Here is a 7,413-nt window from a genome sequence, read left to right as displayed (position 1 = left end):
GGTACTGCAGGGGGGACCCTGTGGGAGAGTAGGACGCCGCCGAACAATCATTGTGAAGAACCCCCACCCGATTCCGGGTGGGGGTTCTTTGCGTTTGTGCGGGATACGATCGCGGTATGGCACGACCTGGCCCCAAGGCCCACCCCGAACCCCAGCCGCGTACCGAGCCCTTCAGCTTGTCGACCGACCCCTTCGCCCTGGAGACCTCGCACGAGGTCGCCGGCCTGTACCTGGCACCGCCGGAGCGGGTCCTCGCCCTGCACGTGGATGCGGAGACGCTGCTGCGGCCCAAGCTCCGCACGGCGTTGGAGACCTTGAAGGACGAGCCGCTGCCGGCCGCCGTCACGGACCTGCTCGCCAGTCTGGACAGCACCAGTGACACGGTCTCCGGCACGCTGCACCGCCGTCGCCGCGGTGTCGCCTTCCGGCAGTACCTGGCCCGGCTCGACAAGGAGCTGCCCGAGGGCGGCGAGGTCCACCTGATCTGCGACAACTACTTCACCCACAAGTCGCCGACGGTCATCAACTGGCTGCGGGTGCACCCCCGGTTCACCATGCACTTCGCCCCGGACGAGGCCGCGTGGCTGGCGCACGTCGAGCGCTGGTTCGCCTATCAGGCCGCGCGTGAGGGCTTCCACGGGGACAAGTCCTCGGCGACCGCGCTGGCGCAGGGTGTGGCCGACTGGCGGGAGCGTGCCGGGCAGGTCGGCGGGGACGAGGAGGACGGCAACACCGGCGTCCACGTCTGGGTGAAGCCGCGCTACTAGGCGGGCATGCTCCGGGCGGGCCGGAGGGCGAGCCCGCTGCCCCCGGCTACAGCCGGCCGGCCGCCTTCAGGGCCAGGTAGGCGTCGGCCAGGGCCGGGGCCAGTGCGGTCGGCGGAGCGTCCAGCACCGTCGCGCCGAGCCGGGTCAGCCGTTCCGCGGTGTGGCGCCGGTCGGCGCGGGTCTGCTCGGCGGCCGCCGCCGCGTAGACGGCGTCCAGGGTGCCCCGGCCGGCGGCCAGCTCGTCCAGGTGCGGGTCGGCGACCGAGGCCAGCACGACCTCGTGGCGCTTGGTGAGCAGCGGCAGCAGAGGGAGCAGGCCGTCCTCGACCGGCGCCGCGTCCAGGCCGGTGAGGATGACGATCAGCGACCGGTGCGGGGCCATCCGCAGGGCCGTGGAGACCAGCGAACGCATGTCGGTCTCGAAGAGGGCGGGCTCCAGCACGGCCATCGCGTGGGTGAAGGCCGGCAGGATCTCGGACGGCGAGCGGCCGGCCACCGAAGCCCGCCGGCGGACGTCCTGGGCGAGCAGGTCCACCCGGTCGCCGGCCTTGGTGGCCAGGGCGGTGAGGAGCAGGGCGGCGTCCAGCGAGGCGTCCAGCCGCGGGGCGTCACCGACCCGGCCGGCCGAGGTGCGGCCGGTGTCCAGGGCGATCAGGATGTGCCGGTCGCGCTCGGGCCGCCAGGTGCGGACGGCCACGGTGCTGCGGCGGGCGCTGGCCCGCCAGTCGATCGAGCGGACGTCGTCGCCGGGCAGGTACTCGCGCAGGGAGTCGAACTCGGTGCCCTGGCCCCGGGTCAGCACCGAGGTGCGGCCGTCCAGTTCGCGCAGCCGGGCCAGCCGGGACGGCAGGTGCTTGCGGCTGTTGAACGGCGGGAGCGCGCGGACCGTCCAGGGCGCCAGGTGGGAGCCCTGCCGCCCGGCCAGTCCGAGCGGGCCCAGCGAGCGGACCGTCACCCGGTACGCGTGGTGGTCGCCGCGCCGGGTGGGCGTCAGCAGCGTGCCGGCCCGGCGCCGTTCGCCGGCCGGCACCAGCAGGGAGTGCCGGGAGGCCGTGAGCGCGGTGCCCGGATGCCAGGCCGACGGCGGCCAGGCGTCCCGGACGGTGGCCCGGAGCGGGCGCCCCGAAGGGTTGGTGACGGTGAGTTCGACGCTGGCCGGCTCACCCAGCCGGACGGCGGTGTCGCCGCCGCGGCCGATCCGGAGCGTGCGGACCGGCGCGGCCAGCAGCAGATCGGCCAGCACCGCCACGAACAGGGCACCGGTGACCGCCCCGATCCCCGCCCAGGACGGCAGCACCAGGCCGACGACGAGCGCGCCGAGTGCGGCGAGCAGGGCGGTGCGCCCGGTGACGGCCATGCGGGGACTCCCTAACAGGTGGTGAGGTGGTGGCGGGTCAGCGCGGTGCGGGCGTCTGGGCCAGGACGGCCTGGATCACCGAGTCGGCGGTGACACCCTCCATCTCGGCCTCGGCGCGCAGCTGGACCCGGTGCCGCAGCGCGGGCAGCGCGAGCGCCTTGACGTCGTCGGGGGTGACGAAGTCACGGCCCGCCAGCCAGGCCCAGGCGCGGGAGGCGCCCAGCAGGGCGGTGGCACCACGCGGGGAGACACCCATCGACAGGGACGGCGACTGCCGGGTGGCCCGGCACAGGTCGACGATGTACGCGAGCACCTCGGGGGAGACGGTGACCTTCGCGATCCGGGCCTGGGCGGCGACCAGGTCGGCGGGGCCCGCGACCGGGCGGACGCCGGCGGCGGCGAGGTCCCGCGGGTCGAAGCCGGCGGCGTGCCGCGCCAGCACCTGGAACTCCTGGTCCCGGGAGGGCAGCGGCAGGATCAGCTTCAGCAGGAAGCGGTCGAGCTGGGCCTCGGGGAGCGGATAGGTGCCCTCGTACTCCACCGGGTTCTGGGTGGCGGCGACCAGGAACGGCACCGGCAGTGCCCGCGGGAGGCCGTCCACCGTCACCTGGCGCTCCTCCATCGCCTCCAGCAGCGCGGCCTGGGTCTTGGGCGGGGTGCGGTTGATCTCGTCCGCGAGCAGCAGGTTGGTGAAGACCGGGCCGGGCTGGAAGGAGAACTCGGCGGTGCGGGCGTCGTAGACGAGCGAGCCGGTGACGTCGCCGGGCATCAGGTCCGGGGTGAACTGGATCCGCTTCGTCTCCAGACTGAGCGCGGTGGAGAGGGTGCGGATCAGCAGGGTCTTCGCGACGCCGGGGACGCCCTCCAGCAGGACGTGGCCGCCGCAGAGCAGGGCGACGACCAGGCCCGTGACGGCCGCGTCGTTGCCGACCACGGCCTTGGCGATCTCGGTGCGCAGGGCGGTGAGCGCCTGGCGCGGGTCGTCGCCCGCCGTGCCGGTGGCGGTGAGGGGGGTGGTGGCGGTGGCCTGCTCGGTCACGGCTGTCGTACCTGCCTTTCAAGGGCGTCCAGGTCGTCGGCGAGCCGCAGCAACGCGGCGTCGTCGGTGGGGGCCGGGCCGTACAGCAGGAACTGGACGGCCGCGGCGGTGCTGTCGCCGGCCAGCCGGTCGGCGACGGCCGCGCAGAGCGCGACGGGGTCGGGGGCGCCGTTGAGGAGCGGGACGCCCAGGACCGGCGCCAGCCGGGTGCAGGCGGCCCGCCGCAGCGCGTCCGCGGCGCGTCCGCGCGCCTTGGCCCGCCGGTAGAGCCTGGCCCGGCCCTCGGTGGTCTCGGCGGCCCGGACCACGACCGGCAGGTTCTCGGCGACCACCGGGCCGAGCCGGCGCCCGCGCCAGGCGGCGGCGAGCAGCGCGGCGACGGCGAGCTGCAGGCCCGCCCAGTACCAGCCCGCGGGGATGAAGTCGGTGAGCTCCTTGCGCCGGTCGGCCGGGGCGGGGGCGCTGTAGTCGGGCAGCAGCCAGGTGAGCCGGGGGCGGGAGCCGAGCAGGCCGAGGGCGAGGGAGGCGTTGCCCTCCTCGTCGATCTTGTCGTTGGTCAGGAAGGTGCCGCTGCCGAGGACGACCACGTCCGTGCCGGCGCCGGTGGGCTCCTGGACCAGCGGGTACGCGTTGTGCCGCGGGTAGCAGCCGGCGCCCTTCGGGCCGGGCCGGTAGAGCAGGCCGCCGAGCTGGGCGCTGCCGGCCCGCACGGCGTCGGGCAGCGAGCAGGCCGCCGAGGTGGTCGCGGGGGCCGCGTAGTCCTGGAGGTCGCCCTGGCCGGCCTGGCTGACGGTGGGGGCCAGGACGTCGAGGGTCTCGCTGCCGGGGGCGATCAGCACCAGCCGGGAGTGCCGGGCGGCGGCGAGGGCGCGCAGCTGCTCGGGGGTGAGCAGGTCGGGCTCCGGCACGACGAAGGTCTCGGCGCCCGCGGTCGGGGCCGCCGGGTCGGTGGTGGTGCCGGTGCTGAGCCCCTGCTGCTCCAGCAGCCGGACGACGGCGTGGGTGCCGCCCGGGTCGGTCGAGCGCGGGTCGAGCGGGGGGTAGCTGTCCTCGCCCTTGAGGCCGGCCAGCAGCAGGCCGGTGACCAGCAGGACGGCGCCGGCGAGCAGGAACCAGCGGGAGCGCAGCCAGAGGGCGCGGGGGGTCGGCGTCAGGCTGGTGCCGGGACCGTTCGCGCCGGTACCGCCGTCCGCGGTGCCGTCCGCCAGGTCCACCGGCAGGCCCGGTGCCGCGGGGGCAGGCGGCGGGGTCAGCGGGGTCTGAGGGGGCTGAGCGGCTTGCGGGGCCTGGCGGGCCGGCGGGACGTGCGGTCCGGTGGCCGGCGTGGGCGTGCCGGTGCTGGTCATACCGCGCCCTCCGGGGCCGGGGCGAGGGTGGGACGGGTGCGCTCCAGCGCCTGGTCGAGGTCGCTCAGCAGCTGGTAGGCGCCCTGGTCGGCGGCCCGGTCGCCGTAGGCGATGGCGTCGAAGGTGCGGGCGGCCGCGGCGAGCGCTGCGGCGTGCGCGGGCAGGGCGCGGCCGGCCTCGGCGGCCGCCTCGTCGGCGGTGCGTCCGGGGCGCGGGTCCAGCAGGGTGCGCTCTTCGAGGGAGCGGACCAGCGCACGCATCTGCTCCCGGACGGCTTCGGTCCAGCGTCCGGCGGCCGCGTGCGCCCGGGCCTCGGCCCGGTACTGGGCCGCGCCGCGCGGGCCCCGCTCGTCGAAGAGCCCGGTGGTGGTGCGGGCCGCGCGGGCGGGGGCGCCGAGCCGCCACCAGACGGCGGCGACGATCACCAGGGCGACGACCAGGAAGAGGATCAGGCCGGTGGTTCCGCCGGTGGCGCTGCCGACGCCCTCCAGCGCCTTGGAGATCTGCTCCCAGAACCAGTCGGAGATCCGCTCCAGCAGGCTCGGGTCGTGCCGGTGGTAGGCGGGGTTGAGCAGTTCCTGCCGGGCGGCGTCGCGGGCCGGGTCGCGCGGGACGGTGACCGGGGCGCCGCCGGCCAGCAGCGCCCCTTCCCCCCAGGTGGTCATCCGGTCAGGGCCTCGCCGCTGCCGGGTCGCCGCCGTCGGCCGGGGCGGCCGGGGCGGCCGGACCGGTGGGGCCGGGCTCGGCGGGGCCCGAGGGGCCGGGCTCGGCCAGGCCGGCCGCCCGGGTCAGCTCGATGTCGAGCGCCTCGCGGCGGATCCGCTGGTCCACGTAGATCAGCACGTTGATGGCGGCGCCGGCCGGGATGGTGACGGCTCCGCCGAGCACGCCGCCGACGGCGATCACGACCAGGGCGCCGAGCGGCAGCGCGGGGTCGAGACCGGACGTCAGGGAGTCCCCGAGGAGTTCGTCCCCGGCCATCACCACGCCGACCAGGCTGAACGGGATCTCGATGATCCCGGCGATGATGCTGACCAGGACGGTGCCGAGCACGGAGATGCCGCAGACCCGCCACCAGGAGCCCCGGACCAGCCGCCGGGAGCGGGAGAAGGCGGCCCGGATGCCCTGCTTCTCCAGCATCAGGGCGGGGGCGGCGAGGCTCAGCTGGATGAGGATCCAGAAGGCCGCCGCCACGACGGCGACGGCGAACAGGACGAGCAGCCCGACGAGGCCCGGGTTGCGGTCCGACCCGGTGGCGAGCAGGTAGCCGAACAGCGGCCCGAGGGCGACCACGGCGAACCCGAGCACGATCAGGAGGTTGAGCAGGGTCAGCCCGACCAGTTGGAGGACCCGGGGCCGGGAGTCGCGCCAGGCCTCGCCGACGGTGACCGGCCGGCCCAGGATGGCCCTGCTGACCACCATGGTGAGCAGCGCGGTGGCGACCACCCCGATCAGCAGGTTCAGCGGCAGCGAGACGAGGGCGGACACCGCCGGCAGCACGCTGTCCGGGTTCTCGTAGGACTGCCACTGGACGAGCACCACGACGGTCTGCTGCAGGACGGCGAGGCCGAGCGAGATGCCGAGCGTGGTGCGCCAGTGCCGGCGGACGGTGGAGAAGGCGCCGTCCAGGATCTCGCCGACGCCCAGCGGGCGCAGCGGGATGACGCCCGGCTTGGGGCTCTGCGGCCAGCCCCACGGCTGTCCGCCCCAGGGCTGTCCGCCGGGTGCGCCGCCCCACGGCTGCCGGCCGCCGGGCGGCGGGCCGCCGTAGCCGCCGCCCCAGGGCGGCGGGGTGCTCCCGATCGGTGACGACTGCCCGGGCACGGTGGGTGCGCCGGCCGGCGGCCGGCCTTCCTCGCCGGGCTGCTCGGACGAGCTGGGCGGTGCCCAGCCCGGGGTGTCGGTCATCACTTGCTCCTGGGAGGGGGCTCGGTTCACAGGCCGGATCGGCGTCCTGTGCCGCCCATCGTGCCATGGTGGGTGCGGACGCCCCAGGGGTATCCGGTTGCTGATCGACAACAGGCCGCCCGGGACGGGTGCGCTGTCGCCATTCGTCCGGTTTGGACGTGTTTCGGTGGAGGAGAAGGCGAGATATGGGACCACTGTGCTCCAGGTCACATTCCGGTAATGAGAAGATGGACGCATGAAGGGACGCGTCCTCGTCGTTGATGACGACTCCGCACTGGCCGAGATGCTCGGCATTGTGTTGCGTGGTGAAGGTTTTGAGCCGTTTTTCGTCGCCGATGGGGACAAGGCGCTAGCCGCGTTCCGGGAGACCAAGCCCGATCTGGTCCTGCTCGACCTGATGCTGCCCGGCCGTGACGGCATCGACGTCGCCCGGCAGATCAGGGCCGAGTCCGGGGTCCCGATCGTCATGCTCACCGCGAAGACCGACACGGTCGACATCGTGGTGGGCCTGGAGTCCGGCGCCGACGACTACGTCGTCAAGCCGTTCAAGCCCAAGGAGCTGGTGGCCCGCGTGCGGGCGCGGCTGCGGCGGGCCGAGGAGCCGACCCCGGAGCAGCTCACCATCGGCGATCTGGTGATCGACGTGGCCGGGCACTCGGTCAAGCGGGACGGGCGGGGCATCCCGCTGACCCCGCTGGAGTTCGACCTGCTGGTCGCGCTGGCCCGCAAGCCCTGGCAGGTGTTCACCCGCGAGGTGCTGCTGGAGCAGGTCTGGGGCTACCGGCACGCGGCCGACACCCGATTGGTGAACGTCCACGTCCAGCGACTCCGCTCCAAGATCGAGAAGGACCCCGAGCGGCCCGAGATCGTGGTGACGGTGCGGGGCGTCGGCTACAAGGCCGGGCCCAGCTGACGTGAGGTACGAGGCTGACAACTCCCCGCCGGGCACGGACGCCGACGGGGAGGCCGCCGTGCGCGGGGACGTGCTGAGCTCCA

General features: G+C 75.0%; 7 protein-coding genes. 2 read left to right on the top strand and 5 right to left on the bottom strand.

Annotation, left to right across the window (positions count from 1 at the left end; translation table 11 throughout):
- Nucleotides 1-116 precede the first annotated feature (116 nt).
- Complete coding sequence (locus IE329_RS34675) at nt 117-767, top strand: transposase (RefSeq protein ID WP_190215006.1); 651 nt, start codon at nt 117-119, stop codon at nt 765-767.
- A gap of 46 nt (nt 768-813) precedes the next feature.
- On the opposite strand, the gene IE329_RS34670 is transcribed toward IE329_RS34675, so the two are convergent.
- The 5 genes from IE329_RS34670 to IE329_RS34650 form a co-directional block, all read right to left on the bottom strand.
- On the bottom strand, nt 814-2,124 hold the full coding sequence (locus IE329_RS34670) for a DUF58 domain-containing protein (protein ID WP_190215005.1): 1,311 nt from the start codon (nt 2,122-2,124) through the stop codon (nt 814-816).
- Between the two features lie 37 nt (nt 2,125-2,161).
- Nucleotides 2,162-3,082: an AAA family ATPase gene (locus IE329_RS34665; protein ID WP_229928000.1), complete on the bottom strand. Its 921-nt coding sequence runs from the start codon at nt 3,080-3,082 to the stop codon at nt 2,162-2,164.
- Between the two features lie 77 nt (nt 3,083-3,159).
- Nucleotides 3,160-4,509 (bottom strand): DUF4350 domain-containing protein, encoded by a 1,350-nt coding sequence (locus IE329_RS34660; RefSeq protein ID WP_229927998.1) that lies wholly within the window; start codon nt 4,507-4,509, stop codon nt 3,160-3,162.
- Nucleotides 4,506-5,174, bottom strand: a complete 669-nt coding sequence (locus IE329_RS34655; protein WP_190215003.1) for a DUF4129 domain-containing protein — start codon at nt 5,172-5,174, stop codon at nt 4,506-4,508. Before IE329_RS34655 ends, IE329_RS34660 begins: the two co-directional genes overlap by 4 nt.
- A gap of 4 nt (nt 5,175-5,178) precedes the next feature.
- Nucleotides 5,179-6,417, bottom strand: a complete 1,239-nt coding sequence (locus IE329_RS34650) for a DUF7544 domain-containing protein (RefSeq protein WP_229927997.1) — start codon at nt 6,415-6,417, stop codon at nt 5,179-5,181.
- Nucleotides 6,418-6,652: 235 nt separating this feature from the next.
- Between IE329_RS34650 and mtrA the strand changes: the two genes are divergently transcribed.
- On the top strand, nt 6,653-7,330 hold the full coding sequence (mtrA, locus tag IE329_RS34645; protein WP_073922994.1) for an MtrAB system response regulator MtrA: 678 nt from the start codon (nt 6,653-6,655) through the stop codon (nt 7,328-7,330).
- Nucleotides 7,331-7,413: the final 83 nt, after the last annotated feature.

This window comes from Kitasatospora indigofera (assembly GCF_014655955.1).
GTDB lineage: Bacteria > Actinomycetota > Actinomycetes > Streptomycetales > Streptomycetaceae > Kitasatospora > Kitasatospora indigofera.
This window is presented reverse-complemented; position numbering and strand designations above follow the sequence as displayed.

Excerpts from the sequence above, each read along its gene's own strand:
- IE329_RS34675 (WP_190215006.1), top strand. The coding sequence starts at position 117 with ATGGCACGACCTGGCCCCAAGGCCCACCCCGAACCCCAGCCGCGTACC.
- IE329_RS34670 (WP_190215005.1), bottom strand. The coding sequence starts at position 2,124 with ATGGCCGTCACCGGGCGCACCGCCCTGCTCGCCGCACTCGGCGCGCTC.
- IE329_RS34660 (WP_229927998.1), bottom strand. The coding sequence starts at position 4,509 with ATGACCAGCACCGGCACGCCCACGCCGGCCACCGGACCGCACGTCCCG.
- IE329_RS34655 (WP_190215003.1), bottom strand. The coding sequence starts at position 5,174 with ATGACCACCTGGGGGGAAGGGGCGCTGCTGGCCGGCGGCGCCCCGGTC.
- IE329_RS34650 (WP_229927997.1), bottom strand. The coding sequence starts at position 6,417 with ATGACCGACACCCCGGGCTGGGCACCGCCCAGCTCGTCCGAGCAGCCC.
- mtrA (WP_073922994.1), top strand. The coding sequence starts at position 6,653 with ATGAAGGGACGCGTCCTCGTCGTTGATGACGACTCCGCACTGGCCGAG.